The following is a 25,686-nucleotide window of genomic DNA, read 5'->3' as shown; positions in this document are numbered from 1 at the left end:
ATTATGATTCGACTTCAGAACCTGACTTTACAGCGTGGCCCGCAACGTCTGCTAGAAGACGCCGAGCTGACCCTGCACGCCGGCCACAAAGCCGGCCTCATCGGTGCCAACGGCGCCGGCAAATCGAGCCTGTTCGCCTTGTTGCGCGGCGAGTTGCACCCGGACTCCGGCAATTGCTTGCTGCCCGCCGATTGGCGCATCGCCCATATGCGTCAGGAGGTCGACACCCTCGAACGCCTGGCGGTGGATTATGTGCTCGATGGCGACCTGCGCCTGCGTCAGGTCCAGCGCGACCTCGCCGCAGCCGAAGCCGCCCATGACGGCGCCGCCCAAGCTCGCCTGCACGCGGAGCTCGACAGCGCCGACGGTTATACCGCCGACGCCCGGGCTCGTAAATTGCTCGCCGGGCTGGGCTTTACCAATGAACAGATGGACCGTCAGGTCGGTGATTTCTCCGGGGGTTGGCGGATGCGCCTGAACCTGGCGCAAGCCCTGATGTGCCCGTCGGACTTGCTGTTGCTCGACGAACCGACCAACCACTTGGACCTCGACGCCATCATCTGGCTCGAAGACTGGCTCAAGAGCTATCCGGGCACGTTGTTGTTGATTTCCCACGACCGGGATTTCCTTGACGCCGTGGTGGACCACGTGGCCCATGTCGATCAGCGCAAGCTCACCTTGTATCGCGGCGGCTACAGCGCCTTCGAGCGTGCCCGCGCCGAGCGCCTGGCCCAGCAACAGCAAGCCTATGAGAAACAGCAGGCGCAGCGCGCGCACATGGAAAGCTACATCGCTCGCTTCAAGGCCCAAGCCACCAAGGCTCGCCAGGCGCAGAGCCGGATCAAGGCCCTGGAGCGGATGGAAGAGCTGTCGGCGGCCCATGTCGATTCGCCATTCGATTTTGTTTTCCGCGAGTCGTCGAAGATCTCCAGCCCGTTGATTGACCTGTCGGATGCACGACTGGGCTATGGCGAAAAAACCGTGCTGGAGAAGGTCAAGTTGCAACTGACCCCCGGCGCGCGGATCGGTCTGTTGGGGCCTAACGGCGCCGGTAAATCGACCCTGATCAAAAACCTTTCCGGTGAGCTCCAGCCCCTGGCCGGGCGCCTGACGCGCGGTGAAAACACCGTGGTCGGCTACTTTGCCCAGCATCAGCTGGATTCCCTCGATGCCAAGGCCAGCCCGCTGCTGCACTTGCAGCGCCTGGCGCCAACCGAGCGTGAGCAGACACTCAGGGACTTCCTCGGTGGTTTCGATTTCCGCGGGGCGCGCATCGACGAGCCGGTTCTGAATTTCTCCGGCGGCGAAAAAGCCCGCCTGGCCCTGGCGTTGATCGCCTGGGGGCGGCCGAACCTGCTGTTGCTCGACGAACCGACCAACCACCTGGACCTGGAGATGCGCCTGGCCCTGACCATGGCCTTGCAGGAATTCAGCGGCGCGGTGCTGGTGGTTTCCCACGACCGGCACTTGCTCAAGAGCACCACGGACAACTTTTATCTGGTCGCGGACGGTAAAGTCGAAGAGTTCGACGGCGACCTTGAAGACTATGCGCGCTGGCTGGTGGATTATCGCCAGCGCAACGCACCGGTCAGCAGCGCGCCGGTCAACCCGGACAAAACCGACAAGAAAGCCCAACGCCAGGCCGCCGCGGCGTTGCGCCAGCAACTGGCGCCGCACAAGCGCGAAGCCGACAAGCTCGAAGGCGAGCTGGGCAAGCTGCATGAAAAGCTGCAAAAAATCGAAACCAGCCTCGGGGACAGTGGTCTCTACGAGGCGGCACGCAAGGACGAGCTGCGTGATCTGCTGGCCGAACAGGCCAAGCTGAAGGTTCGGGAAGCGGAACTTGAGGAGGCGTGGATGCAAGCCCTGGAGTTGCTGGAAAACCTGCAAGCGGAGCTGGAGGCGTTGTCCTGATGGAAGCGTTGTCCTTGCCCATACCGGTCCTGTGGATCGAGCCGATCTGGCTCGGTGTGCAAATCCTGCTGATCCTGTTGGTAGGTTATGTTGCCCAGCGGTTCGTGGCGCGCTTCCTCACGGGGCTCGGCGAGCGCTATCCATTGCCGACCCAGCTGATGATCATCCTGCGCGGCGTGCTGCGCTGGTTGATCATGGGCAGCGCAGTGCTGGTGGCGCTGGAGCGCCTCGGTGTCTCGGCCACGGTGCTCTGGACCGCGCTGTCGGGGTTCGTTGCCGTTGCGGCGGTCGCGTTCTTTGCCATCTGGAGCGTATTGTCGAATTTGCTGTGTGCCATCCTGATCTACACCGTCGGCCCGTTCCGCCTGGGCGATGTAGTCGAGCTGGTGGAAGCCACCGACAAGCCAGGCATCAAGGGGCGGGTGGTGGCGATCAATCTGCTCTACACCACGTTGATCGAACCCGAGGAACTCGGCACCGGCAGTTCCATGGTTCAGGTGCCCAATAGCCTGTTTTTCCAACGGTCGGTGCGGCGCTGGCGCGGCAGCGAGGCGTTTCCGGTCGGCGGTTTCGTCGAATAACCCGACACCTACCCTGGCGACCCCTGAAAAAAAGAATGGCCACCGGCCCGGCGGCGCATTAGCTTAGTCGTTTCGATGGATCTGAGCCGAGGTGTGCAATGTTGCTGGAAACGTGGCTGGCGTTTTTCGCCGCTTGCTGGGTCATCAGTCTTTCGCCGGGCGCCGGTGCCATTGCATCGATGTCCAGTGGCTTGCAATACGGCTTCTGGCGCGGTTATTGGAACGCCTTGGGCCTGCAATTGGGCCTGGCGCTGCAAATCGCAATTGTCGCGGCAGGCGTGGGCGCGATCCTCACCGCGTCGGCAACCGCCTTCTATGCAATCAAGTGGTTCGGCGTGGCATACCTGGTCTACCTGGGCGTCAAGCAGTGGCGGGCCGTCCCCGGCGACCTCAGCGACGACGCGGCGGTGCGCCCCATCGGCAAGCCCTTGGCGCTGGTGTTTCGCGGCTTTCTGGTCAACATCAGCAACCCCAAGGCCCTGGTGTTCATGCTCGCCGTGCTGCCACAGTTCATCGATCCCCATGCACCTTTGGTCAAGCAATACCTGATCCTTGGCGTGACGATGATTTGCGTCGATCTGATTGTCATGGCCGGGTACACCGGACTGGCGTCCAAGGTGTTGCGCCTGTTGCGTACCCCTAAGCAGCAACGGCGGATGAACCGGACCTTTGCCGGATTGTTCATTGGCGCGGCGGGTTTGCTGGCGACGATCCGCAAGGCTGCGGTGTAAACCAATGGGGTGAGGGGAGCCATCCCCTCACCCCAAAATCAGTTACCCGACTGAGGATCAGCGCAGGATCACTGGCGCCGTGTCCCTCGGCAGATTGTTGCGCTGCACAGGTTCGCCGGCTTGCTCCTGGATCGGGCCGCCGAGCTGTTCGCTCAACTGCCGTGCCACATCCTCCCCCAGCGCCTTGGACACTTCACGCACGACCCGCGGACGATTGAGGCTGATGCGCACGTCACGGTGGTTCAGTAGCTTGGTGTCCTGGCCTTCGCCCATGGCGGTGAAGGCCGAGGTGATCTCAAAGGTCTTGGTGTTGATCAGGCTGAAATCCGCCACCAACGTCAGGGCCAGCACCGCCGAGTAGCTGTCGGCAGTGCCAAGTTCATTGATGTCGCGGGTGAAGTCGATGTCCGACACAGTGCCGAACAGCACGTAGTCGGCCCCCTTGAAGTTCCCCGCCTTGATACGCTTGATTACGTCGTATACGTCGCCCTTGGACGACGCGGTATACGGCGTACCCTGCACCAGCTGGAACATGCCGCTGCGCAGCATCTCGCCCTTGATATCACCGGTGAACTTGCGCAGCTCACCCTGCTCGATGTAACTGCTGGTGGCCTCCATCTCGTCGTAGCTCGACGACGCGCTGGCGCTGTACGGGCTTGCCTGGAAGTTGCTTTGGGCCGAAACCGTGTGGATGTATTCCTCGACGCGTTCTTGGTACGCCAGATCCGTCACCGCGACTTTTGGGGCCGCTTGCGCAGTGAATGCGCAAGCCAGGGCCATCATTGCGATCCATGTACGCATGGCTTAACGCTCCGTGGTCTTGCGGATTTCTTTTTCGTCCATCCATTCGGCCAGGCCGCTTTCGACGTCGATCAGTTGCAGGCTGAACTTGTAGAACACGTCCTTGTAATCTTCGCTGCGCTTGACGATCGAGCTGATGGAGCCCTCGATACGATATTTGGCGGCGATCATGTTGCCGGTCTTGGCCACGGTGCTCTTTTTGTACAGGCCGCTCTGGTTCTGCAACTTCAGCTGGTCGACCTGGCTGTCCATGGCGTTGTTGTCGCTGGCGAAGCGCGCCGCGCCAGTCTTCATGAGTTGGGTCTTGATGCTGGTGGTGATTTCCCGGGTATCGATGTACTCGCTGGTCTTGTTCTTCACGTCATAGACCTGGACCACTGGGCGACCCTGCAGCACGCCGGACTGGGCGAGGGAGCGGGTCATGGATTCGGCGATCATTTGCAGATCGGTGGAGCCGAATTCGTTGGTGACGGTTTCCACGGCCTTGGTGTCGCCATAGCTGATGTTCTTGTTGCCCAGGACCGGTGAATTGTTCGCACAGCCGCTGACGAGCAGGGCGGCGAGGGCAAGGGAGGAAATGCGTAGGAACATAGGGTTGCTCTCAAAAGCTGAATAAAGGGATCAGGCATCACTCGGGGGCTGGTGTGGGAGCGAGCAAGCTCGTTCCCACAGGTTTCAGCACCTCACGGGGTGTTGATTTCCAGTCGGAAATCCACCGCCTTGGGTGTCGGTGCGATGGCCGGCAGGAAGCGGGTCTGTTCGCCGTACAGCGTCAGGCTTTTCCAGCTTTCTTCCTCGGCGATGGGGAAGCCTTCCGGTCCCAGCCAGGCGAAGCGGTAATACATGTTCTTGTTGTTGAAACTGGTGTTGCTCAGCTGCACATTGACGGTCATGTAGCCGTTTTCCCGAGCGACGCGCATGGCGCCCACCACGATGTTCTTGGTCTTGCCCATTGCCACGACCTTGCTGGCGGCGCTGCCCGGCTCCGGTGGCGGTGGGGTGGCGCAGCCGGCCAGCAAGGCCAGGGCGCCGACGGCGATCAGTTTTAAACGCATGTGAACAAGACTCCGTTCTTAAGGTTGCTTGAGGGCGATGGCGGTGGGATTGGCGCTCGGGATTACCTGGGCCGCCAGGCCGCCGGCGAACACCTGGTTGCCCACCGCCCGCAGGGTGATGACCTGGTAACGCTGATCGACCTTGACCTTCACCACCGAGCCGCCGACCACGCTTGGCAAGGTGACCTGGTGCTCGCCTTTTTTCAGGCGCAGGCGCACCACCTGGGTGTAATCCGGCAGGGTGCGCCAGGTCCGGGTGTCGGCCCCTTCAAGCACGGCCGAGGTAATGCCCACGGCCAGGCCGGCCAGGGGATTGGTTTCGTTGATCTGCTTTTGCGCCACGCCACGGCTCACCGCGCGTACGGTGGTACGCAGGATGATCCCCGGCATGTCATCGCGCAGGGCGCGGCGCGACATGGCCGTGGTGCTGTTGAGTGAGGTCAGGTCCAGTTGCCGGCCGTCGACGCCGATCTGGGCGAAGGTGGCGGTGGACGTGTCCGGCTTGATCAGCGGGAATGACAACGGCGTGATAACCACGTTGCCGCTGATGGGCAGGGGCAGCGGGATACGGATCGAATCCCGGGAGGGCGCCAGCCCGCTCTGCACCACGATCAGGATATCGCTGTCGTCGTCCTTGGCGGCGGGCTTGTCGAGATTGAGCAGCGCCTGCTCCAGCAGAGGGGTATTGGGGCGCAGTTCGGCGGCTTTACGGTAACCCGGCGCGGCCAGGTCTTTTTCGCCCAACGCCTCGTACACGAAGCCCGCCAGGTAATGGCTGAACGCGCTTTGGTAACTGTTTTTCAGGCTGACCACTTCCGGTGCGTCCAGGCTGGCAACCGGGTAACCCTTGAGGTCCTTGTATTCGGTCTGGACTCCTTGCTTTTCGGCGTCCTCTTCACGCTTGAGATATTCCTTGTCCCGCAGGTCGGCAATCACCGCTTCGCGCTCGTGGGTCTTTTTGATCTGCATCCGTGCGCCGTCGAAGTCATTCACCGCCAGCAGGTTCAAGGCCATCTGCGTGGTGAGCATGACCTTCTCATAGTCATAACCCTCGTAGCGCCGGACCTTGTCGTTGACCAGGAAGCTGCCGAACTGCGCCAGGTACTTGGCGGTGTCGAGCTTGACCGCGTCTTCCCATTGGCCAACCTGCTGGTCTGCGCTGCCCCAGGCCGCCTGGCTGCCGGAGAGGTCACCCTTGGCCCGCAGCAATTCGCCCTTCTCGAAGAAATACAGCAGGTCTTTATCTTGGCTGGAGTTGTTCTTCTCCAGCAGGGCCAGCGCCGCGTCGACATTGCCGGAGGTCAATTGCTGATTGGTCTGGGCCAATTCACTGTCGTAGTTGCGAAAGGCCGAGCAGCCGGACAGCAGAGTGATCGCGCAGAGGGCGACCGGAAAACAGGCACGGGATGCCATGAACACTTCTTCCCTGAATATCAGCCAGGTGTGCGGGTCGGGCTGGGGCGATCCACGAACGGGGCACTGGAGCGCCGTCGGTTCCTCATGGACAGAGGAGCTCTTATGCCTTCAACAAATAAGAGGGCGGCGCATTATAAACAGGAGGATTGACCGCGTAGTGGCTTTTTAATCGCCAAATGATGTTTTTGTGATGTCACTTCCAAACCATGAAGATCCGATGAAAATGTGCGTGGAAAACACATCGGTACTTGAGCCAAGCGCATTGGAAGTGAACAATATGTTACTACTTATTTCCAATCGAGAGTCATTCATGCCTGCCCCGTTTCGTTTCCTGGCTTGGCTAGCGCTGCCGTTGTTGGCGCTGTGCAGCGCCGATCTGCTGGCCGATACCACTGAAGGCGCTCCCCAGGCCTTGCACCTGCTTGATTACATCGGGGCGGATTACCCAGCGACTGTCGAAGCGGGAAAAGTCATCGACGATTCGGAATACCGCGAGCAACTGGAGTTCACCCAAGTGTTGGAGGGGTTGATTGCTGCGCTGCCGGCCAAGCCGGAAAAGGCTGAGTTGACCCAAGGCATCGGCACGTTGCGCGGGGCTATCACCGAACGCCGGGACGGCGACGACGTCGCCCGCCTGGCTCGGCAGTTGGGGGCAAGGCTGGCGGTGGCGTACGAAGTCAGCCAAGCGCCGATCATTACCCCGGATCCGGCGCGCGGTGCGCCGTTGTACGCGCAGAATTGCTCGGTTTGCCATGGTGACACCGGTGCTGGCGATGGTCCGGCCGGCGTCGGCCTGGAGCCGCCACCGGCGAACCTGCGTGATGGCCAGCGCCTGGATCGCCTGAGCCTCTACGCGATCTACAACACCCTGGGCATGGGCGTCGAGGGCACGGACATGCCAGCTTTCGCCGACCAGCTCGACGACCGCCAGCGCTGGGACCTGGCAACTTACATTGCCAGCTTCAGCGCCGACCCGGCCGCGACAAAAAGCGAGCTGACCTACAATCTGGCCGATCTGGCCCGCCAGACTCCGGCCGAAATCCTGGCTGCCCAAGGGCCCGCGGCAGCAGCGACGTTTCGCGCCCAACGTGCCCAGCCGCCGCAAGTGCAGCGCGGCCCGGCGCAGTTGCTCGACTACACCGCCACGACGTTGGACAAAAGCATCGCGGCGTATCGCGCCGGTGATCATGACCAGGCCTACGACCTTTCGGTCGCGGCTTACCTGGAAGGCTTCGAGCTGGTGGAGAGTTCGCTCGATAACGTCGACGCCAATGTGCGCAAGGACACCGAAAAGGCGTTGATGGCTTTCCGTCAGTCTTTACAGGATGGCTTGCCAGTGGACCAGGCCCAACAACGCCTGGACGCGGCGAAGGCCAAGTTGAAGGAATCCGCCGGCCTGTTGGGTGGCGATGGCTTGAGCTGGTCGTTGAGCTACATCTCTGGCTTGCTGATCCTGTTGCGCGAGGGGTTGGAAGCGATCCTGGTGCTCGCGGCGATCCTGGCATTCTTGCGCAACACCGGCCAGCAGTCGGCGGTTCGCAGCGTCAACATCGGCTGGGGGCTGGCATTGCTCGCCGGCCTGGCGACGTGGGGGCTGGCCGCCTATGTGATCGACGTCAGCGGCGCCCAGCGTGAGTTGCTCGAAGGCGCCACCGCGTTGTTCGCCAGCGTGATGGTGTTGTGGCTGGGTGTCTGGATGCACGACCGGCGTCACGCCGCGGCCTGGCAGGATTACATCAAAAGCAGCCTGGTGGGCGGCGGTGGCCGTTTCGGATTCGCGATCCTGGCGTTTTTCTCGGTCTATCGCGAATTGTTCGAAGTGATCCTGTTCTACGAAACCCTGTGGCTGCAGGCCGGTCCCGCCGGTCATGACGCCGTATTGGCTGGCGGCGCGACGGCGCTGGTGTTGCTGGTCGGGTTGGCCTGGGTGATCTTGCGGGGCTCTGCGAAACTGCCCCTGGCGCTGTTCTTCAGCATCAACGCCGCGTTGCTTTGTGCGCTGTCGGTGGTGTTCGCTGGCCATGGCGTGAAGGCGCTGCAGGAAGCCGGGATATTCGGCACGCGGCCGGTGGCATTCTTCGAGTTCGACTGGCTGGGCATTCATGCCGATGCTTATTCGCTGACCGCCCAGGTGGCGGCGATCCTGGCGATCGTCGTACTGTACGGGCGCAGTTGGGTGGCGGAGAAGCGTCGGGTCCAGGTTTCCTGAACGGCCGCATTCGCTGCGCTCATAATCGCGAGCAAGCTCGCTCCCACAGGATGTAGGCTGTCTCTGTGGAAGCGAGCTTGCTCGCGATGCTTTTTAGATAGAGGAAACCACTTATGCGCGTATGGATCGACGCTGACGCCTGCCCCAAGGCCGCGAAGGAACTGGTGGTCAAGTTCGCCTTGAAGCGCCAGTTCGAAGTGGTGCTGGTCGCTGGGCAGCCGCAAATAAAGCCGGGCCTGGCCCTGGTCAAGCTGATCGTGGTGCCAAGCGGTCCTGATGCGGCGGATGACTACCTGGTGGAGCACGCCGTCCCGGGTGAGTTGGTCATCTGCAGCGACGTGCCGCTGGCGGACCGCCTGGTCAAGAAGGGCGTCGCCGCCCTCGATCCGAGGGGCAAGGAATTCGACGCGCAGAACATGGGCGATCGACTGGCGGTGCGCAACCTGTTTACCGACTTGCGTGAACAGGGCCATGTGGGCGGCGGGCCGGCGGCATACAGCGAGCGGGACAAGCAGGGTTTCGCCAATGCGCTGGATCGGATATTGACGCGGTTGGCTCGCTTGTCCTGATGCTGGCCCCCTCCCACAGGAAAGAGGAAATGGGGTCAGGCGTCGTTCTCGTGGGTCAATTCCAACACCCGGTCCACCAGCTTGTTGATCCCCGAAGCCGCCTCGCTGATGTTCTTCGCCAGCATATAGGCGGGTGTGCTGACGAGTTTGCGCGCAGTGTCCTCGACGATATCGGTGACCAGGCATTCTTCATGGGTGCCGCCCATCTTGGTCACGGCAGCGGCGGTATCGGCATCCGTGCCGATGGTGCACGTCACGCCGGGGCCGTAGATCTTCGCCGCCAGGGCCGGTGAGATGCACATCAGCCCCACGGGTTTCCCCGCTTCGGCGAAAGCCTCGGTGAGCGCCAGGACGTCCGGCTGCACGACGCAACCGGCCCCTTCGACAGCGAAGTTGGACAGGTTTTTCGCCGAGCCGAAACCACCGGGCAGGATCAGCGCGTCAAAGTCCTCGGCCTTGGCTTCGCGCAGGTCTTTCACATCGCCTCGGGCGATGCGCGCCGACTCCACCAGCACGTTGCGGCTTTCGGGCATTTCCTCGCCAGTCAGATGGTTGATGACATGCAGCTGGGCAATGTTGGGGGCGAAGCATTGGACCTGTGCGCCACGCTGGTCGAGACGCAGCAAGGTAATCACGCTTTCGTGAATCTCCGCGCCGTCGTACACGCCACAGCCGGAAAGGATCACTGCAACTTTTTTGCTCATGGGCTTTTTCTCCAGATTCATGGCGTTAAATGTCTACTAATTTGTCACTCGTTGCCATAGGGGTCTCGGGCAGCTACACCTAATCTGCCGACTATCTTCCTTGCCTTGCCTGCCCGGGTCGCATCATGAATTTCATTCTGTATGCCGTGCCGTTTTTCTTCGTGTTGATCGCCGTCGAGTTGCTCGCCGATCGTTGGCGCGGCGTGAGCCATTATCGGCTGGCGGACGCCATCAACAGCCTGAGTACCGGCGTGCTGTCGACCACCACCGGGCTGCTGACCAAAGGTGTCGGCTTGGTCACCTATGCCTTTGCACTGGAGCACCTGGCAATCTTCCAATTGCCGGCTGACCAGGCCTGGACCTGGGTGGCTGCCTTCGTCTTCTATGACTTCTGCTACTACTGGCTGCACCGCATGGGCCATGAACGCAATATCCTCTGGGCCGCTCATTCGGTGCATCACCAGAGCGAGGATTACAACCTCTCCACCGCCTTGCGCCAGACCAGCACCGGCTTTCTGCTGAGCTGGATTTTCTATCTGCCGCTGGCGATCCTGGGCGTGCCGCTGGTGGTATTCGTTAGCGTCGCGGCGCTGAACCTGCTGTATCAGTTCTGGGTCCACACCCAACACATTCCTAAGCTCGGCTGGCTGGAATGGTGCTTCGTCACGCCGTCCAATCATCGTGCCCACCATGCGCAGAACCCTCTCTACATGGATCGCAACTACGGCGGCGTGTTCATTATTTGGGACCGTCTGTTTGGCACCTTCCAGGAAGAGGACGAGGATGAGCCGGTGGTGTTTGGCGTGACTACGCCGCTGGCAAGCTGGAATCCGTTGTGGGCGAACGTGCAGTTCTATGGGCAGCTCTGGGCTGATGCCCGGCGGGCCGAGCGCTGGTGGGACAAGCTGCGGATCTGGTTCATGCCCACCGGTTGGCGCCCGGCCGATGTGGCCGCCAGATACCCGCTGAACAAGCCTGACCTGTCCCAATTCCGCAAATTCGAAGTGCCGCTGGACGCACGCCAGCGGTGGTATGTGGCGCTGCAGTTCTGTATCTACATCGCCTTGGGCAGCTATCTGATGAACCTTGAAAACAGCCTGCCGGTTGCCGCCCTGGTATTGGGCTGGGGGGCGATTGCGTCGGGGCTGTTTGCCTTGGGCGTGGCCCTTGAGAATCGCCCTTGGGCGCTGAAGCTGGAGTTGCTGCGGCTGGCGGCGAACCTGCCGCTGGTAGGGTTGGCGCCGGTGGCAGGGTTGTGGCCAGCGAGCCCGGTGGCTTGGGTGGGGTTGTTGACCTACAGCCTGGTCAGTGGCATCGGGCTTTACTGCTGTCGCAACCGACTCACTCGCCTGGCGTAGATTCGCTGGCCCTGGCTTGTTCCTGTCGCTCGGTCTCGAGATTTTTCCTGGCCAGCCGGGCATTTTTGATGCGACGGCGCAGCCACAGGCCCAAGCCCAGCAACAGCAGGGCGCCGAGTACCCAAAGTTCGTATTTCTTGATACTGCCCAGCATGCCTTCGAGCACCGCGCCAAAGTGATACGCGGCGGCAGCCAGCGCCGTGGCCCAAATCGCCGCACCGATACCGTTGAGCAACAGATAGCGGCCCGGTGGATAGCCTGACAAGCCGATCGCCACTGGCATCACGGTGCGCAGGCCATAGACGAAGCGGAAGCTCAGGACCCAGATGTCCGGATGCCGGCGGATGTGCTCCAGCGCCCGATCACCCATCAACTGCCAACGCGGTTTGCGCGCCAGCAGCTTGCGACCGTGCTTGCGCCCCAGGAAATACCACAGCTGGTCACCGGCGTAGCTGCCGCAAAACGCCACGACGACCACCAGGTTGATGTCCATGTAGCCACGGAACGCCAGGAAACCTGCGAGCACGAGGATGGTTTCACCTTCGAAGAACGTGCCGATGAACAAGGCCAGGTAGCCGAAGTCGTGGAGAAATTGTTGGAGCATTGTCTGGGTGCTGGCGAAATGAACGCGCAGCCTAACCCTTCAGGCACATTCAGGAAAGTATCGAAATGTGTCTCGACGTGAACATTTCCTACAGAAGACAATGACTGCGACTACCGGTCACGCTTTAGCACAACTGTCATGTGTTCGTCATAATGGCCGCTTATAACTGTCACGCTCGCCCGTTTTTGCGGGCTCAGGAGTCTGCCGTGAGCTTTACCCCCGCCAACCGTCTGTTTCCCGCCACTCGCCTGCGTCGCAATCGCCGGGATGAGTTCTCTCGTCGGCTCGTGCGCGAAAACGTGCTGACCACCGACGACCTGATCCTGCCGGTGTTCGTGCTGGACGGCGAGAATCGCCGTGAGGCGGTGGCCTCGATGCCAGGCGTGGAGCGCCTGACTATCGACCTGTTGCTGGAAGCGGCGGCCGAGTGGGTCGAGCTGGGTATCCCGGCGTTGGCACTGTTTCCTGTCACGCCGCCGGGCCTGAAATCCCTGGATGCCGCCGAAGCGTGGAACCCCGAGGGCATCGCACAGCGCGCGACCCGTGCCCTGCGCGCACGTTTCCCGGAGCTGGGGGTGATTACCGACGTGGCGCTGGACCCGTTCACCACCCACGGGCAGGACGGCATTCTCGACGAAGAAGGCTATGTGCAGAACGACATCACCGTCGATGCGCTGGTCAGGCAGGCGCTGTCCCACGCCGAGGCCGGTGCCCAGGTGGTGGCGCCGTCGGACATGATGGACGGCCGGATCCAGGCAATTCGCGAAGCCTTGGAAGTGGCCGGGCATGTCAATGTGCGCATCATGGCCTACTCGGCCAAGTACGCCAGCGCCTATTACGGCCCGTTCCGCGACGCGGTCGGCTCGGCCCTGAACCTGGGCAAGGCCAACAAGGCCTCCTATCAGATGGACCCGGCCAATGCCCACGAAGCCTTGCACGAAGTGGCTGCCGACTTGTCAGAAGGGGCAGACATGGTCATGGTCAAGCCGGGGATGCCTTACCTCGACATTCTCTGTCGGGTAAAGGATGAATTCAAAGTGCCGACCTTTGTTTATCAGGTCAGCGGCGAGTATGCGATGCACATGGCGGCGATCCAGAACGGCTGGCTGAGCGAAGGGGTGATTCTCGAATCCCTGACCGCTTTCAAGCGCGCGGGTGCTGATGGCATCCTGACGTACTTTGCCGTGCGCGCCGCCCAATTGTTACGAGAGCAGAAATAGCCTCCCAGGAACTTGCGATGAATACCGAAGGACTCACAGAAGTTGCCGTAAAAGACGCTCAGCCCGTGGTCGAGCCAGTCGCCGAAACGCCACCGGAGCTGGAACCGGCCCCCGCTGCGGCGCCCGAGCCGGCCCCAGCGCCGGCGATTGCGGTGCCCAACCTGGATGACAGCAGTCTGTACATCCATCGTGAGCTGTCGCAACTGCAATTCAACATCCGCGTCCTTGAACAGGCGCTGGATGAGTCCTACCCACTGCTGGAGCGGCTGAAATTCCTGCTGATCTTCTCCAGCAACCTGGACGAGTTCTTCGAGATTCGCGTCGCCGGGCTGAAAAAGCAGATCACCTTCGCCCGCGAGCAGGCCGGTGCCGACGGCCTGCAACCGCACCAGGCCCTGGCACGCATCAGCGAACTGGTGCACGGTCATGTCGATCGCCAGTACGCGATCCTCAACGACATCCTGTTGCCGGAGCTGGAAAAGCACCAGGTGCGCTTCATCCGTCGCCGCTACTGGACCACCAAGCTCAAGACCTGGGTACGCCGTTACTTCCGTGACGAAATCGCTCCGATCATCACCCCGATCGGCCTCGACCCGACTCACCCGTTCCCATTGCTGGTGAACAAGAGCCTGAACTTCATCGTCGAGCTGGAAGGCATCGACGCCTTTGGCCGTGATTCCGGCCTGGCGATCATTCCGGCGCCACGCCTGTTGCCGCGGATCATCCGCGTGCCGGAAGACGTCGGCGGCCCGGGCGACAACTATGTGTTCCTGTCGTCGATGATCCACGCCCACGCCGATGACCTGTTCCAGGGCATGAAGGTGAAGGGCTGCTACCAATTCCGCCTGACCCGCAACGCCGACCTGTCGGTGGACACCGAGGATGTAGAAGACCTGGCCCGCGCCCTGCGCGGCGAGTTGTTCTCCCGTCGCTATGGCGATGCGGTGCGCCTGGAAGTGGCCGATACCTGTCCGAAACACCTGTCCGACTACCTGCTCAAGCAGTTCAACCTTCATGAGACCGAGCTGTACCAGGTCAATGGTCCGGTGAACCTGACGCGGCTGTTCAGCATCACCGGCCTGGACAGCCATCCGGAGCTGCAATATTCGCCGTTTACACCGCAGATCCCGAAACTGCTGCAAAACAGCGAAAACATTTTCAGTGTCGTCAGCAAGCAGGACATCCTGCTGTTGCACCCCTTCGAGTCGTTCACCCCGGTGGTCGACTTGCTGCGCCAGGCCGCCAAGGATCCACATGTCCTGGCGGTGCGCCAGACGCTGTACCGCAGTGGCGCCAACTCCGAGATCGTCGATGCCCTGGTGGACGCGGCGCGAAACGGCAAGGAGGTCACGGCGGTGATCGAATTGCGCGCGCGCTTCGATGAAGAGTCCAACCTGCAACTGGCCAGCCGTCTGCAAGCGGCCGGTGCGGTGGTGATTTACGGCGTGGTGGGCTTCAAAACCCACGCCAAGATGATGCTCATCCTGCGGCGCGAGGCCGGCGAGATCGTGCGCTACGCCCACTTGGGCACCGGCAACTACCACGCGGCCAACGCCCGCCTGTACACCGACTACAGCTTGCTGACGTCCGACGACGCCTTGTGTGAAGACGTCGGCAAGTTGTTCAGCCAGTTGATCGGCATGGGCAAGACGTTGCGGATGAAGAAGCTGCTGCATGCACCGTTCACCCTCAAGAAGGGCATGCTCGACATGATCGCCCGGGAAACCCAGTACGCCCTGGACGGCAAGCCTGCGCACATCATCGCCAAGTTCAACTCGTTGACCGATCCGAAAGTCATCCGTGCGTTGTACAAGGCCAGCCAGTCGGGCGTGCGCATCGACCTGGTGGTGCGTGGCATGTGCTGCCTGCGGCCGGGTATCCCGGGGGTGTCCCATAACATCCACGTGCGCTCGATCATCGGGCGTTTCCTGGAGCACACGCGGGTGTTCTATTTCCTCAATGGTGGCGAAGAGCAGATGTTTCTTTCCAGTGCCGACTGGATGGAGCGCAACCTCGACAAGCGCGTCGAGACCTGCTTCCCGGTGGAGGGCAAGAAGCTGATCCTGCGGGTCAAGAAAGAGCTGGAGAGTTACCTCACCGACAACACTCACAGCTGGAGCTTGCAGTCGGACGGTCGCTACATCCGCAACACACCGACCGGCAACCAGAACCCGCGCAGCGCCCAGGCGACTTTGCTGGAGCGCTTGAGCAGCCCGGTGTTGGCGGTTAGTTAAAGCCCGGAGTAGATTGGTTTTTCGTGGCGAGGGAGCTTGCTCCCGCTGGGCTGCGTGAAGCAGCCCCGAAGCCATTCAGCTCGGTGGGTCAGGAAAAATTCCATTTCAGGCAGATCCTGCGGCTGCTGCGCAGCCGAGCGGGAGCAAGCTCCCTCGCCACGGGGGAGCTTGCTGTGTGCCGATCAGTGGATGTTCAGCAAAATCCCCACCCGCGTCAGCCATTCGGCTTCCTGGGCAAAGTCCGCCTGGGTCAGTTGGTTCTCGTCCAGCCAGCCTTCGGGGAATATCACATCCAACTGATCGCCGTCGGCGTGCAGGGTAACCTGGGGCATTTGCTGGGTGCCGCGGATGTGGTGGAACAGGATCGCGAAGCGCAACAGCACGCACAGGCGAATCAGCTTGATGCCGTCATTGCCGAATTCGGCGAATTTGTCCTTGGGAATATTGCGTCGATGACCACGTACCAATAGCGCCAGCATTTGCTGGTCTTCGCGTGAGAAACCCGCCAGATCGGAGTGCTCGATCAGGTAGGCGCCGTGCTTGTGGTAATGGTAGTGGGCGATGTCCAGGCCCACTTCATGCACCTTGGCGGCCCAACCCAGCAGTTCGCGCCAAACGCCGTCGTTCAGGTCCCAATCGTCGGCCACCTGGTCGAAGGCATGCAGCGCCTTGCGCTCGACCCGCGCCGCCTGCTCCTGGTCGACGTGATAACGCTCCATGAGCGAGCCCAGGGTGCGTTCGCGCACGTCTTCGTGATGATGCCGCCCGAGCAAGTCGTAGAGCACGCCCTCACGCAGGGCGCCTTCGCAATGGTCCATGCGTTGCAATTCGAGCGCGTCGAAGATCGCCTCGAGAATCGCAAGGCCCGCCGGGAAAATCGCCCGGCGATCAGGCTTGATGCCCTCGAAGTCGATCTTGTCCGAATCGCCAAGCTTGAACACCTTGCGCTTGAGCCAGGCCAGGCCCTCGGCGTTGACTTCACCGGTGCCGTGGCCGCCAGCCTTGAGCGCCAGGCCGATGGCGCGGATGGTCCCCGAGGAGCCGATGGCTTCGTCCCAGGTCAACCGGTGCAAGGCATGTTCGATGCTCATGATTTCCAGGCGAGCTGCGGTGTACGCCTGGGCATAGCGGGCCGGGGTGATCTTGCCGTCGCGGAAATAACGCTGGGTGTAGCTGACGCAACCCATCTGGAGGCTTTCGCGCAACAGCGGTTCGAAGCGCTGGCCGATGATGAACTCGGTGCTGCCACCGCCAATGTCCGCCACCAGGCGTTTGCCGGGGGTGTCAGCCAGGGTGTGGGAAACGCCGAGGTAGATCAGGCGGGCCTCTTCACGGCCGGAAATGACTTCCACCGGATGGCCGAGGATCGCTTCGGCGCGATGGATGAACTCGCCACGGTTGCGCGCCTCGCGCAGGGCGTTGGTGCCCACGATCCGCACCGCGCCCAAGGGCATGCCGTTGATCAACTGGGCGAATCGCTTGAGGCAATCGAGCCCGCGTTGGATGGACTCCTCGCTCAACCTGCGTTCTTCGTCGATCCCGGCGGCCAGCTGAACCTTTTCACCGAGCCGCTCAAGAATGCGGATTTCCCCGTTCTGGGCCTTCGCGACGACCATATGGAAGCTGTTGGAGCCCAGGTCGATAGCGGCGATCAGGGACAGATTCTTGGCTTGGGATGGCGGCATGGTCAGAGAGTCTCGGTCGATAACCTTGCCATCCTGCCACGATCGACCGCCTACGCCAACGCACCTGATCCAAACCCTTGATCCAGAGCCGTTCACAGAGTGTTCTTTGGCAGCAAAAATCAGGCAGGCTCCACCGTCCCGATGAAGTTCGCCAGCTCCGCCGTCTGCGGATCGGCGAACAGCAACTTGGGATCACCCACCTCGTGCACCTTGCCCTGGTGCATGAACACCAGTTTGTCGCCCACTTCCCGGGCGAAACGCATTTCATGGGTGACCATGACCAGTGTCATGCCTTCCTTGGCCAGTTGCCGCACTACGCTGAGCACTTCGTTGACCAGCTCTGGGTCCAGCGCCGAGGTGATTTCATCGCAAAGCAAGACTTTCGGCGACATCGCCAAGGCACGGGCGATCGCCACCCGTTGCTGCTGCCCGCCAGACAAGCGGTCGGGGAAGGCGTCGAATTTTTCGCCGAGCCCGACCCGTTCGAGCATCTGGCGGGCCAGTTCCACCGCCTTGGCCTTGGGCACTTTTTGTACAACCTGCGGCGCGAGCATGACGTTTTCGCCGACGGTCAGGTGCGGGAACAGATTGAACTGCTGGAACACCATCCCGACTTTCTGCCGCAGGCTGCGCAGGTCGGCGCGGGCCGCGTCGAGGTATTCGCCGTCCACTTCGATCACGCCATCGTTGATCGATTCCAGGCCATTGAGGGTGCGCAGCAGGGTGGATTTGCCCGAGCCGCTGCGACCGATGATCGCCACCACCTGGCCTTCTTCGATACTCAGGTCGATGCCTTTGAGCACATGGTGATCGCCGTAGTATTTATGCAGGGCGGAAATTCTAAGCAGAGGCATGCAGTCTCCTTTCCAGGTAGCGCGCGCTGAGGGACAGGGGGTAGCAAAGGAGGAAATAACCGAGGGCGACCAGGCCATACACCATGAACGGCTCGAACGTGGCGTTGGCGAGCATGCCGCCGGTCTTGGTCAGTTCGGTAAAACCGATGATCGACGTCACGGCCGTGCCCTTGACCACCTGCACGGAAAAGCCAACGGTCGGCGCCACGGCGATGCGCAGGGCCTGGGGCAGGATCACGTAGCGCAACTGCTCCAACGGGTTGAGGGCCAGGCTCGCGGAGGCTTCCCATTGGCCGTTGGCAATCGAGTCGACACAACCGCGCCAGATCTCCGCCAGGTAAGCGCTGGTGAACAGCGTCAGGGCAATCGCCGCCGCCATCCACGGCGAAATCTCCACCCCGGCCAGGGCCACGCCGAAGAACACCAAAAACAGCTGCATCAACAGCGGCGTGCCTTGGAACAGCTCGATATACGTGCGGGCAATGTTGCGGGGCAGGGCGCGTTTGGAGATGCGCAGCACCATCACCAACAAGCCGACCACACCACCGCCGATAAACGCCACCAGCGAAAGCGCCAGAGTCCATTGCAGGCCGGTGAGCAGGTTGCGCACCACGTCCCAGAACGTGAAATCGCTCATTGGCTGCTCCTGGCGATGTAGCGACGCCCGACCCAATTCAGGAACTGGCGGATCAGCAGTGCCATGCACAGGTAGATCAGCGTCGTCAGTGCGTAGGTTTCAAAGGCGCGGAAATTGCGCGATTGGATGAAGTTGGCGGCGAAACTCAGCTCTTCGGTGGCGATCTGCGAACAGACCGCTGAGCCGAGCATCACGATGATGATCTGGCTGCTCAAGGCCGGCCAGACCTTGCCCAGCGCCGGCAGCAGCACCACGTGGCGGAACGCTTCGAAGCGGCTCATCGCCAACGCCGCGGCGGCTTCCAGTTGCCCTCGTGCAATGGCCTGGATACCGGCCCGGATGATCTCGGTGGAATACGCCCCCAGGTTGATCACCATCGCCAGCACCGCCGCTTGCCACTCGGAAATCTGCAAGCCAAGGGACGGCAAGCCGAAGAAGATGAAAAACAGTTGGACCAGGAACGGCGTGTTGCGGATCAGCTCCACGTACACGCCAAAGATCGCCGCGAACGGACGGATATTCCACGCCCGCACCACCGCGCCGACGATGCCCAGGCCAACCCCGAGCAACGCGCCGATGGCTGTCAGTTCCACGGTGAACAGCGCACCGCGCAACAGCAGCTCGGTGTTTTGCACCACCGGCAGAAAATCGAACTGGTAAGCCATGCTCAGCCTCTCAAAGGACGATCAGAGGTCGGCCGGCAGCGGTTGCTTGAGCCAGGTCTGCGCGTTCTTTTCCAGGCTTCCGTCCGTCTTGGCGGTGGCGAGAATCTGGTTGACCTTGTCCAGCAACGCCGGCTCGTTCTTGTTCACGCCCACGTAGACCGGAGAATCCTTGAGTTTCACTTTCAGCGCCGGGACGCGCTTGGGGTTGCGCTCGCTGATGGCGACCATCACCACGTTGCCGCTGGCGATCAGGTCCACCTGACCGGCCAGGTAGGCGGCGATCGTCGAGTTGTTGTCTTCGAAACGCTTGATGGTGGCGCCTTCGGGGGCGACCTTGGTCAACTCGATGTCCTCGATAGCGCCACGGGTGACGCTGATGGTCTTGCCCTTGAGGTCGTCCAGGCCGGTGATTGCGGCATCGGGCGGGCCGAACACGGCGAGGTAGAAGGGCGCATAGGCGCTGGAGAAATCGATGACCTTTTCACGCTCCGGATTCTTGCCCAGGCTGGAAATCACCAGGTCGACCTTGCCTGTGGTCAGGAAAGGGATGCGGTTGGTGCTGTTGACCGGCGTCAATTCCAGTTTGACCTTGAGCTGGTCGGCCAGCAGTTTCGCCGTGTCGATATCCAGGCCGCGCGGCTTCATGTCCGGACCGACCGAACCGAACGGTGGAAAATCCTGGGGCACCGCGACCTTGAGCGTGCCGCGTTTTACCACGTCTTCCAGGCCATCGGCGTGGGCGGGCAATTGGCAAAGCATCAGGCTGGCAAACAGGGCAGTGAGCAGGACGCTGCAACGCTGGATCATGGTGAATCTCCGCGGTCGATGGTGTGATTTCTCCGATCGGACACAGCACAGGGCATGCCAAACCGGGCGTCGGTCCGCCAAAGCCACGGTTTTGCAGGCACCGGTCGGTCTGACTGGTCTGAACAGTTGGGTTGTTTTTCGCACCGTTATCGAGCGTCGCGTCGGGCGGCCGAACCCCGCTGGGGCACGACTTGCCGGGGGCTTCGAATAGCTTTACAACTAGCCGCTCATTCGTCCGGGTTGTCTGGAAAACCATGAATTCCATCGCTCGTGCCGTGCCTGAAGTGGCGCTGCAAGCCATCCGCAAACTCATCGTCGACGAAGGCTTCGGCCCGGGCGATGCGCTGCCCTCTCAACGGGACCTGGCCTTGCAACTGGGCGTCAGCCGGGCGTCTCTGCGCGAGGCGCTGTCATCGTTGAGCGCCCTGGGGTTGATCAGCGTCCAACCGGGTAGGGGCGTTTTCGTCCAGGGAGCAGCGCAGGTCGCGCGCGACGACTCGACAGCGCGCTGGCCGTTCGCCGCCCAGGCCTCGCCGGTGGATATCTTCCAGCTGCGCTATGCCCTTGAAGGTTTCGCGGCCGGATTGGCGGCCGTGACGTTGAGCGCCGATGAACTCGACGCACTGGATGACAACGTCGAGGCCATGCGCCGCGAATTGAAGGCCGGGGAGTTCGACGCAGCGGCACAACTGGATTTCGAATTTCACCGGCGCATTCTGCTGGCCAGCGGCAACCAGGCGATGTTGAGCATTCTCACCGCCAGCGCCGATATCTTCCTTGAGAGTCAGAAGCTACCGTTCATCAGGGCGGAGCGGGCGATGGAAACGTGGCAGGAACACCGCAAGATCCTTCGCGCCCTGGCCCGTCGCGCATCGGTTTCGGCGCACAAAACCATGCAAGAACATGTACGTAATGCTGCGTTGCGCACCGGTATTTCCTTCATCGCCCCGACCGCTTCCTGACGTGGGCCATACGTAAACCCATCGGTCACCATAGGGAGACTCAATCAACTGCGGCTTCCTGAACCTGGGAAGGGCAGCTATGATGGGCCACGTTTTTTTGCTGATTACCCCGGAGATTTCCATGAGCAGCGATCTGATCAAACACGTTAGCGACGCTAGCTTCGAAGCTGACGTACTCAAAGCCGAAGGCGCAGTGCTGGTCGACTATTGGGCTGAGTGGTGCGGTCCTTGCAAAATGATCGCTCCGGTCCTGGACGAAATTGCCGAGACCTACAAGGGCAAGCTGACCGTTGCCAAGCTGAACATCGACGAAAACCAGGAAACCCCGGCCAAGCATGGCGTGCGTGGCATTCCGACCCTGATGCTGTTCAAGAACGGCAACGTCGAAGCCACCAAGGTCGGCGCGCTGTCGAAGTCGCAACTGGCCGCGTTCCTCGACGCCAACATCTAAGCGTCGAATGCCTTGCCAAAAGCCCCGCAAATCGCGGGGCTTTTTCGTTATCCGGGGCTAGACGCTCGCAAATCCAGGTGTTACATTCGGCCCCGCACTGGTTTCTCCATTGCCCCCTGCAAGCCGTCGCCGACGCTCTCCTTTCGAATAAGTACGCGATCCTGTCGCCTTCTCCGCGGCGCGGCCTCATTAAGCCAAAAGCTTAATTTTCCCCTCCATAAATGATTACGTCATTCCTATATGAATCTGACTGAACTCAAGCAAAAGCCGATTACCGAACTGCTCGAATTGGCCGAACAGATGGGCATAGAAAATATGGCCCGTTCGCGCAAGCAGGACGTGATTTTCTCCCTGCTCAAGAAGCACGCGAAAAGCGGCGAGGAAATCTCCGGTGATGGCGTGCTGGAGATTCTCCAGGACGGCTTCGGCTTCCTCCGCTCCGCAGACGCTTCCTATCTCGCCGGCCCGGACGATATCTACGTCTCGCCGAGCCAGATCCGTCGCTTCAACTTGCGCACCGGTGACACCATCGTTGGCAAGATCCGCCCTCCTAAGGAAGGCGAGCGTTACTTCGCACTGCTCAAGGTCGACACCATCAACTTCGACCGTCCGGAAAACGCGAAGAACAAGATTCTCTTCGAGAACCTGACTCCGCTGTTCCCGACCGTGCGCATGAAGATGGAAGCCGGCAACGGTTCCACCGAAGACCTCACCGGTCGTGTCATCGACCTGTGCGCACCTATCGGCAAGGGCCAGCGTGGCCTGATCGTGGCGCCGCCGAAGGCGGGCAAGACGATCATGCTGCAGAACATCGCGGCCAACATCGCCCGTAACAACCCTGAAGTCCACCTGATCGTGTTGCTGATCGATGAGCGTCCGGAAGAAGTGACCGAGATGCAGCGCACCGTGCGCGGCGAAGTGGTTGCCTCGACGTTCGACGAGCCGCCGACCCGTCACGTGCAGGTTGCCGAAATGGTGATTGAGAAGGCCAAGCGCCTGGTCGAGCACAAGAAGGACGTGGTGATTCTGCTCGACTCCATCACGCGTCTGGCCCGTGCCTACAACACCGTCATCCCGAGTTCCGGCAAGGTACTGACCGGTGGTGTCGATGCCCATGCCCTGGAAAAGCCGAAGCGTTTCTTTGGCGCCGCGCGAAACATCGAAGAAGGCGGTTCGCTGACCATCATCGCCACCGCGCTGGTCGAAACCGGCTCGAAGATGGACGAAGTGATCTACGAAGAGTTCAAGGGTACCGGTAACATGGAACTGCCCCTGGACCGTCGCATCGCCGAGAAACGTGTATTCCCGGCCATCAACATCAACCGTTCCGGTACCCGTCGCGAAGAATTGCTGACGGCCGATGACGAGTTGCAGCGCATGTGGATCCTGCGCAAGCTGCTGCATCCGATGGATGAAGTCGCGGCCATCGAGTTCCTGGTCGACAAGCTGAAAACGACCAAGACCAACGATGAGTTCTTCCTGTCGATGAAACGCAAGTAAATCGAGCAGGCCAGCAAGAGCCGGGGAAACCCGGCTTTTTGCTGTCCGTGCATTCACTATTCTGGACGGGCGGCGTTAAACTCGGGCCCCCGAACGCCACGGACACCATGAGGCTTTTGCATGCAGTATCGCGACTTGCGCGACTTTATCAGCGGTCTGGAACAGCGCGGCGAACTCAAGCGCATCCAGGTGCCGGTGTCACCCGTCCTGGAAATGACCGAGGTCTGCGACCGCACCCTGCGCGCAAAAGGCCCGGCGCTGCTGTTTGAAAACCCCACGGGTTATGACATTCCGGTGCTGGGCAACCTGTTTGGCACGCCGGAGCGCGTGGCCCTGGGCATGGGCGCCGAGGCGGTCAGCGAGCTGCGCGAGATTGGCAAGCTGCTGGCGTTCCTCAAGGAGCCCGAGCCGCCGAAAGGGCTGAAGGACGCTTGGTCCAAGCTGCCGATTTTCCGCAAGATCATTTCCATGGCACCGAAGGTGGTCAAGGACGCGGTCTGCCAGGAAGTGGTGATCGAGGGTGACGATGTCGACCTGGCCATGCTTCCGGTGCAGACCTGCTGGCCGGGCGACGTCGGGCCGCTGATCACCTGGGGCCTGACCGTCACCAAAGGCCCGAACAAGGACCGTCAGAACCTGGGTATCTACCGTCAGCAGGTGATTGGCCGCAACAAGGTCATCATGCGTTGGCTGAGCCATCGGGGCGGCGCGCTGGATTATCGGGAGTGGTGCGAAAAGCATCCCGGCCAGCCATTCCCGGTGTCGGTCGCGTTGGGCGCCGATCCGGCGACCATCCTCGGCGCTGTCACGCCCGTGCCCGACAGCCTCTCCGAATATGCGTTTGCCGGCCTGCTGCGCGGCAACCGTACGGAGCTGGTGAAGTGCCGGGGCAACGATTTGCAAGTGCCGGCCACCGCAGAAATCATCCTTGAAGGCGTGATCCACCCCGGCGAAATGGCCGATGAAGGTCCCTACGGCGATCACACCGGTTATTACAACGAGGTAGACAGCTTCCCGGTGTTCACTGTCGAGCGCATCACTCACCGGATCAAGCCGATCTACCACAGCACCTACACCGGTCGTCCGCCTGATGAGCCGGCGATTCTTGGCGTGGCGCTGAACGAAGTGTTCGTGCCGATCCTGCAGAAGCAGTTTCCGGAAATCACCGATTTCTACTTGCCGCCCGAAGGTTGTTCCTATCGCATGGCCGTGGTGACGATGAAGAAGTCGTATCCTGGGCACGCCAAGCGAGTGATGCTGGGCGTCTGGTCGTTTTTACGACAGTTCATGTACACCAAGTTCGTTATCGTCACCGACGACGATATCAACGCACGGGATTGGAACGACGTGATCTGGGCCATCACGACGCGCATGGACCCCAAGCGCGACACGGTGATGATCGAGAACACGCCGATCGACTACCTCGACTTCGCCTCGCCGGTATCCGGCCTCGGGTCGAAGATGGGGCTCGATGCCACGCATAAATGGCCCGGTGAAACCACCCGCGAGTGGGGTCGGGTTATCGTCAAGGATGAAGCCGTTACCCAACGGATCGATGCCATTTGGAATCAGTTAGGAATAGATTGATGCGTGTAACCTTGCAGCCTTCCGGCGCGGTGCTGGAGATACAGCCGGCCGAGCGGATTCTCGACGGCGCGCGGCGCCTGGGCTACGACTGCCCCCAAAGCTGTCGTAATGGCAACTGCCATGTCTGTGGCGCATTGTTGGTGGAAGGTCGCGTGGAGCAGGCCGGTGAAGTGCGTGACCATGGCGAGATCTTCACGTGCATCGCCGAGCCGCTGGAGGACTGCGTGGTGTTGTGGGATGGCGTGTTGGCACCGGGCGAGCTGCCGGTGCGCAACCTGGCGTGCCAGGTCAGCGAATGCGTTGAAGTGGGCGGCGACGTCTGGCGGGTACGCTTGCGCGCGCCAGCGGGCAAACCGCCGCGCTACCACGCCGGGCAATACCTGTTGATCGAGCGCGACAACGGTGAAAAATCAGCCTTCTCCCTCGCTTCGGCGCCGCACTCGGGGCGCGACCTGCAACTACACGTGCTGGTGCGCGAAAGCAGTGCGCAAAAGCTCTTGGAGCAACTGCAGCGCAACCCCAATGTGCGCATCGAGATGCCGTTTGGCGACACCCACCTGTCCGAGCTTCCTGACGGTCCGCTCGTGCTGATCGCCGCCGGGACCGGCATGGCGCAGATGCACAGCTTGATCGAGCACTGCCGCGCGGCGGGCTTCAAGCACCCGGTGCACCTGTATTGGGGCGTACGGCGACCGGAAGATTTCTACGAAATCGAGCATTGGGACGAATGGAAAAAACTGCCGAACCTGTTCCTGCATAAAGTCGTCAGCGACTTGTGTGGCTGGGAAGGGCGCTGCGGGATGCTCCATGAGGCGGTGTGCGAGGACATCAGCGACCTTTCTGGTGTGCACGTCTACGCCAGCGGCTCGCCGGCCATGATCTATGCCACCCTCGACGCCCTGGTGGAAGCCGGCATGGACGCTCACCAGATGCGCGCCGATGTGTTTGCGTATGCGCCAAGGGCCTGACCCAACCGAGCCTTGAGCTGTGCCGTTGTGGCGAGGGAGCTTGCTCCCGCTGGACCGGTCCGACGCCTCGGGCGAAGCAGTCCCAAAAGAGGCGGTCGCTGCGCAACCGAGCGGGAGCAAGCTCCCTCGCCACAAAAGCCCTGACCGCCCTCGATATAACTTCATATATTGCGT

At 61.4% G+C, this 25,686-nt stretch carries 24 protein-coding genes; 13 read left to right on the top strand and 11 right to left on the bottom strand.

Going from position 1 to position 25,686, the window contains the following annotated elements:
* Positions 1-3: 3 nt before the first annotated feature.
* From J3Q04_RS24455 to rhtB, 3 genes are all read left to right on the top strand, one after another.
* Positions 4-1,914, top strand: coding sequence for an ATP-binding cassette domain-containing protein (locus J3Q04_RS24455; protein ID WP_420765133.1), 1,911 nt, complete (start codon positions 4-6; stop codon positions 1,912-1,914).
* Entirely contained in the window at positions 1,914-2,495 is a 582-nt protein-coding gene (locus tag J3Q04_RS24450) for a mechanosensitive ion channel domain-containing protein (protein ID WP_420765132.1), read from the top strand. The genes J3Q04_RS24455 and J3Q04_RS24450 overlap by 1 nt, the downstream gene beginning before the upstream one ends.
* Before the next feature lie 98 nt (positions 2,496-2,593).
* Entirely contained in the window at positions 2,594-3,226 is a 633-nt protein-coding gene (gene rhtB / locus J3Q04_RS24445; RefSeq protein WP_420765131.1) for a homoserine/homoserine lactone efflux protein, read from the top strand.
* Between the two features lie 57 nt (positions 3,227-3,283).
* Here the strand turns inward: rhtB and J3Q04_RS24440 are convergent, their stop codons facing one another.
* The 4 genes from J3Q04_RS24440 to J3Q04_RS24425 all read right to left on the bottom strand — a co-directional run bounded on the left by J3Q04_RS24440 (position 3,284) and on the right by J3Q04_RS24425 (position 6,495).
* Entirely contained in the window at positions 3,284-4,027 is a 744-nt protein-coding gene (locus J3Q04_RS24440; protein ID WP_420765130.1) for a penicillin-binding protein activator LpoB, read from the bottom strand.
* Positions 4,028-4,030: 3 nt separating this feature from the next.
* Positions 4,031-4,618 carry a penicillin-binding protein activator LpoB gene (lpoB, locus tag J3Q04_RS24435; RefSeq protein WP_030138155.1) on the bottom strand — a complete coding sequence of 196 codons (588 nt, stop codon included), beginning with the start codon at positions 4,616-4,618 and terminating at the stop codon, positions 4,031-4,033.
* 92 nt (positions 4,619-4,710) lie between these two features.
* On the bottom strand, positions 4,711-5,082 hold the full coding sequence (locus J3Q04_RS24430; protein WP_420765129.1) for a DUF1425 domain-containing protein: 372 nt from the start codon (positions 5,080-5,082) through the stop codon (positions 4,711-4,713).
* Positions 5,083-5,100: 18 nt separating this feature from the next.
* The gene (locus tag J3Q04_RS24425; protein WP_434608919.1) at positions 5,101-6,495 is read right to left on the bottom strand and encodes a COG3014 family protein; all 1,395 of its coding nucleotides are present in this window, start codon (positions 6,493-6,495) and stop codon (positions 5,101-5,103) included.
* Positions 6,496-6,808: 313 nt separating this feature from the next.
* Between J3Q04_RS24425 and J3Q04_RS24420 the strand changes: the two genes are divergently transcribed.
* The gene (locus J3Q04_RS24420; protein ID WP_434608922.1) at positions 6,809-8,707 is read left to right on the top strand and encodes an FTR1 family protein; all 1,899 of its coding nucleotides are present in this window, start codon (positions 6,809-6,811) and stop codon (positions 8,705-8,707) included.
* Between the two features lie 113 nt (positions 8,708-8,820).
* Positions 8,821-9,276 carry a YaiI/YqxD family protein gene (locus J3Q04_RS24415; RefSeq protein ID WP_420765126.1) on the top strand — a complete coding sequence of 152 codons (456 nt, stop codon included), beginning with the start codon at positions 8,821-8,823 and terminating at the stop codon, positions 9,274-9,276.
* Between the two features lie 35 nt (positions 9,277-9,311).
* On the opposite strand, the gene elbB is transcribed toward J3Q04_RS24415, so the two are convergent.
* Positions 9,312-9,980, bottom strand: coding sequence for an isoprenoid biosynthesis glyoxalase ElbB (gene elbB, locus J3Q04_RS24410; protein ID WP_434608925.1), 669 nt, complete (start codon positions 9,978-9,980; stop codon positions 9,312-9,314).
* A gap of 125 nt (positions 9,981-10,105) precedes the next feature.
* On the opposite strand from elbB, the gene J3Q04_RS24405 reads away from it, so the two are divergent.
* Positions 10,106-11,338, top strand: coding sequence for a sterol desaturase family protein (locus J3Q04_RS24405; RefSeq protein WP_434608928.1), 1,233 nt, complete (start codon positions 10,106-10,108; stop codon positions 11,336-11,338).
* Here J3Q04_RS24405 and J3Q04_RS24400 read toward each other — a convergent pair.
* The gene (locus J3Q04_RS24400) at positions 11,322-11,942 is read right to left on the bottom strand and encodes a DedA family protein (protein ID WP_420765123.1); all 621 of its coding nucleotides are present in this window, start codon (positions 11,940-11,942) and stop codon (positions 11,322-11,324) included. The genes J3Q04_RS24405 and J3Q04_RS24400 overlap by 17 nt on opposite strands.
* 206 nt (positions 11,943-12,148) lie before the next feature.
* Here J3Q04_RS24400 and hemB point away from each other — a divergent pair, with 206 nt between their 5' ends.
* Together hemB and ppk1 are read left to right on the top strand one after the other, a co-directional pair.
* Positions 12,149-13,162, top strand: a complete 1,014-nt coding sequence (gene hemB, locus J3Q04_RS24395) for a porphobilinogen synthase (protein ID WP_420765122.1) — start codon at positions 12,149-12,151, stop codon at positions 13,160-13,162.
* 17 nt (positions 13,163-13,179) lie between these two features.
* Positions 13,180-15,396, top strand: a complete 2,217-nt coding sequence (gene ppk1, locus J3Q04_RS24390; RefSeq protein ID WP_434608931.1) for a polyphosphate kinase 1 — start codon at positions 13,180-13,182, stop codon at positions 15,394-15,396.
* A gap of 182 nt (positions 15,397-15,578) precedes the next feature.
* Here ppk1 and ppx read toward each other — a convergent pair whose 3' ends face one another.
* The 5 genes from ppx to J3Q04_RS24365 all read right to left on the bottom strand — a co-directional run bounded on the left by ppx (position 15,579) and on the right by J3Q04_RS24365 (position 20,044).
* Positions 15,579-17,081 carry an exopolyphosphatase gene (gene ppx / locus J3Q04_RS24385; protein WP_434608934.1) on the bottom strand — a complete coding sequence of 501 codons (1,503 nt, stop codon included), beginning with the start codon at positions 17,079-17,081 and terminating at the stop codon, positions 15,579-15,581.
* A 119-nt stretch (positions 17,082-17,200) separates the two neighbouring features.
* Positions 17,201-17,935 carry an amino acid ABC transporter ATP-binding protein gene (locus tag J3Q04_RS24380; RefSeq protein ID WP_434608936.1) on the bottom strand — a complete coding sequence of 245 codons (735 nt, stop codon included), beginning with the start codon at positions 17,933-17,935 and terminating at the stop codon, positions 17,201-17,203.
* A complete protein-coding gene (locus J3Q04_RS24375; protein ID WP_420765118.1) occupies positions 17,922-18,572 on the bottom strand; it encodes an amino acid ABC transporter permease in 651 nt (216 codons plus the stop codon). The genes J3Q04_RS24380 and J3Q04_RS24375 overlap by 14 nt, the downstream gene beginning before the upstream one ends.
* A complete protein-coding gene (locus tag J3Q04_RS24370) occupies positions 18,569-19,237 on the bottom strand; it encodes an amino acid ABC transporter permease (RefSeq protein ID WP_420765117.1) in 669 nt (222 codons plus the stop codon). The genes J3Q04_RS24375 and J3Q04_RS24370 overlap by 4 nt, the downstream gene beginning before the upstream one ends.
* Before the next feature lie 21 nt (positions 19,238-19,258).
* On the bottom strand, positions 19,259-20,044 hold the full coding sequence (locus J3Q04_RS24365) for a transporter substrate-binding domain-containing protein (protein ID WP_434561687.1): 786 nt from the start codon (positions 20,042-20,044) through the stop codon (positions 19,259-19,261).
* A 254-nt stretch (positions 20,045-20,298) separates the two neighbouring features.
* Between J3Q04_RS24365 and J3Q04_RS24360 the strand changes: the two genes are divergently transcribed.
* From J3Q04_RS24360 to J3Q04_RS24340, 5 genes are all read left to right on the top strand, one after another.
* On the top strand, positions 20,299-21,006 hold the full coding sequence (locus J3Q04_RS24360) for a FadR/GntR family transcriptional regulator (RefSeq protein WP_420765115.1): 708 nt from the start codon (positions 20,299-20,301) through the stop codon (positions 21,004-21,006).
* Between the two features lie 121 nt (positions 21,007-21,127).
* Positions 21,128-21,457, top strand: a complete 330-nt coding sequence (gene trxA / locus J3Q04_RS24355; RefSeq protein ID WP_003206727.1) for a thioredoxin TrxA — start codon at positions 21,128-21,130, stop codon at positions 21,455-21,457.
* Between the two features lie 240 nt (positions 21,458-21,697).
* A complete protein-coding gene (gene rho / locus J3Q04_RS24350) occupies positions 21,698-22,957 on the top strand; it encodes a transcription termination factor Rho (RefSeq protein ID WP_003206716.1) in 1,260 nt (419 codons plus the stop codon).
* A 120-nt stretch (positions 22,958-23,077) separates the two neighbouring features.
* Positions 23,078-24,544: a 4-hydroxy-3-polyprenylbenzoate decarboxylase gene (gene ubiD / locus J3Q04_RS24345; protein WP_420765114.1), complete on the top strand. Its 1,467-nt coding sequence runs from the start codon at positions 23,078-23,080 to the stop codon at positions 24,542-24,544.
* Complete coding sequence (locus J3Q04_RS24340; RefSeq protein ID WP_434561693.1) at positions 24,544-25,512, top strand: CDP-6-deoxy-delta-3,4-glucoseen reductase; 969 nt, start codon at positions 24,544-24,546, stop codon at positions 25,510-25,512. The genes ubiD and J3Q04_RS24340 overlap by 1 nt, the downstream gene beginning before the upstream one ends.
* The last annotated feature ends 174 nt before the right edge of the window (positions 25,513-25,686 follow it).

This window comes from Pseudomonas sp. D4-21, from assembly GCF_051132125.1.
Lineage (GTDB): Bacteria > Pseudomonadota > Gammaproteobacteria > Pseudomonadales > Pseudomonadaceae > Aquipseudomonas.
Note: the sequence above shows the minus strand (reverse complement) of the source record. Positions and strands in the feature narration are given on the sequence as shown.

What these genes read in the sequence shown, in the direction of transcription:
- J3Q04_RS24455 (WP_420765133.1), top strand. Translation starts at nt 4, where the DNA reads ATGATTCGACTTCAGAACCTGACTTTACAGCGTGGCCCGCAACGTCTG.
- J3Q04_RS24450 (WP_420765132.1), top strand. Translation starts at nt 1,914, where the DNA reads ATGGAAGCGTTGTCCTTGCCCATACCGGTCCTGTGGATCGAGCCGATC.
- rhtB (WP_420765131.1), top strand. Translation starts at nt 2,594, where the DNA reads ATGTTGCTGGAAACGTGGCTGGCGTTTTTCGCCGCTTGCTGGGTCATC.
- J3Q04_RS24440 (WP_420765130.1), bottom strand. Translation starts at nt 4,027, where the DNA reads ATGCGTACATGGATCGCAATGATGGCCCTGGCTTGCGCATTCACTGCG.
- lpoB (WP_030138155.1), bottom strand. Translation starts at nt 4,618, where the DNA reads ATGTTCCTACGCATTTCCTCCCTTGCCCTCGCCGCCCTGCTCGTCAGC.
- J3Q04_RS24430 (WP_420765129.1), bottom strand. Translation starts at nt 5,082, where the DNA reads ATGCGTTTAAAACTGATCGCCGTCGGCGCCCTGGCCTTGCTGGCCGGC.
- J3Q04_RS24425 (WP_434608919.1), bottom strand. Translation starts at nt 6,495, where the DNA reads ATGGCATCCCGTGCCTGTTTTCCGGTCGCCCTCTGCGCGATCACTCTG.
- J3Q04_RS24420 (WP_434608922.1), top strand. Translation starts at nt 6,809, where the DNA reads ATGCCTGCCCCGTTTCGTTTCCTGGCTTGGCTAGCGCTGCCGTTGTTG.
- J3Q04_RS24415 (WP_420765126.1), top strand. Translation starts at nt 8,821, where the DNA reads ATGCGCGTATGGATCGACGCTGACGCCTGCCCCAAGGCCGCGAAGGAA.
- elbB (WP_434608925.1), bottom strand. Translation starts at nt 9,980, where the DNA reads ATGAGCAAAAAAGTTGCAGTGATCCTTTCCGGCTGTGGCGTGTACGAC.
- J3Q04_RS24405 (WP_434608928.1), top strand. Translation starts at nt 10,106, where the DNA reads ATGAATTTCATTCTGTATGCCGTGCCGTTTTTCTTCGTGTTGATCGCC.
- J3Q04_RS24400 (WP_420765123.1), bottom strand. Translation starts at nt 11,942, where the DNA reads ATGCTCCAACAATTTCTCCACGACTTCGGCTACCTGGCCTTGTTCATC.
- ppk1 (WP_434608931.1), top strand. Translation starts at nt 13,180, where the DNA reads ATGAATACCGAAGGACTCACAGAAGTTGCCGTAAAAGACGCTCAGCCC.
- ppx (WP_434608934.1), bottom strand. Translation starts at nt 17,081, where the DNA reads ATGCCGCCATCCCAAGCCAAGAATCTGTCCCTGATCGCCGCTATCGAC.
- J3Q04_RS24380 (WP_434608936.1), bottom strand. Translation starts at nt 17,935, where the DNA reads ATGCCTCTGCTTAGAATTTCCGCCCTGCATAAATACTACGGCGATCAC.
- J3Q04_RS24375 (WP_420765118.1), bottom strand. Translation starts at nt 18,572, where the DNA reads ATGAGCGATTTCACGTTCTGGGACGTGGTGCGCAACCTGCTCACCGGC.
- J3Q04_RS24370 (WP_420765117.1), bottom strand. Translation starts at nt 19,237, where the DNA reads ATGGCTTACCAGTTCGATTTTCTGCCGGTGGTGCAAAACACCGAGCTG.
- J3Q04_RS24365 (WP_434561687.1), bottom strand. Translation starts at nt 20,044, where the DNA reads ATGATCCAGCGTTGCAGCGTCCTGCTCACTGCCCTGTTTGCCAGCCTG.
- J3Q04_RS24360 (WP_420765115.1), top strand. Translation starts at nt 20,299, where the DNA reads ATGAATTCCATCGCTCGTGCCGTGCCTGAAGTGGCGCTGCAAGCCATC.
- trxA (WP_003206727.1), top strand. Translation starts at nt 21,128, where the DNA reads ATGAGCAGCGATCTGATCAAACACGTTAGCGACGCTAGCTTCGAAGCT.
- rho (WP_003206716.1), top strand. Translation starts at nt 21,698, where the DNA reads ATGAATCTGACTGAACTCAAGCAAAAGCCGATTACCGAACTGCTCGAA.
- ubiD (WP_420765114.1), top strand. Translation starts at nt 23,078, where the DNA reads ATGCAGTATCGCGACTTGCGCGACTTTATCAGCGGTCTGGAACAGCGC.
- J3Q04_RS24340 (WP_434561693.1), top strand. Translation starts at nt 24,544, where the DNA reads ATGCGTGTAACCTTGCAGCCTTCCGGCGCGGTGCTGGAGATACAGCCG.